Consider the following 559-nt stretch of genomic DNA (forward strand, 5'->3'; position numbering starts at 1 on the left):
ATAATGTAAAATAACGTAATTCATCGCTTCTGGATCACCCTTATTTGCAGCTAAAATAATTGGATACGGTAATAAGCCACATTCGTTGTCTTTTGTGTTAGCATCAATCATCCCAGTCATCTGCATGTTCCTCCAAAAATCGCTTTAACCTTTTAAAAGAGCTTGTCCGTCTATACTGAACCGTACTACGAGGAATCTCTAGTAGTTCGGCTATTTCTACATCTGATTTATCAAAAAAATAGTATAGTAGGACTGTCTTACGCTTTTCTATTGGCAAAGTCCGCAACGCTTCAGCGAGTAATTTCGGAGTTATTTTCTTTCCAACCACTTGAACACTTTGTCCTTCTTCTCCTTCATATTGCTGATCTAAGGTATAGAGTTGATTTTCTTCTTGTGGTGTGAGATCAGAAAATGTCATCTCCTTTGCTTGTCGTTGTTGTCTTTCGTTGAAAATATTGATTGCTTCATTCTTCAATACACGTTTACAAAAAGCATTAAATGCACAGCGAACTTGCCACTCGGTACGATCTGGTTCTATCATGCATTTCCTCTCCCTTCG

Annotated in this window: 2 protein-coding genes; both read right to left on the minus strand. The window is 37.9% G+C overall.

What is annotated here, in order from left to right; genetic code table 11:
• On the minus strand, positions 1-126 hold a 126-nt coding region (locus tag ACR65M_RS27010), incomplete at its 3' end, for a helix-turn-helix domain-containing protein (RefSeq protein ID WP_494776440.1).
• Positions 104-559 (minus strand): RNA polymerase sigma factor (locus tag ACR65M_RS27015; protein ID WP_440274961.1); only part of this gene is annotated, 456 nt, incomplete at its 5' end. The genes ACR65M_RS27015 and ACR65M_RS27010, both read right to left, overlap by 23 nt.

Source organism: Ferdinandcohnia sp. SAFN-114 (assembly GCF_059415045.1).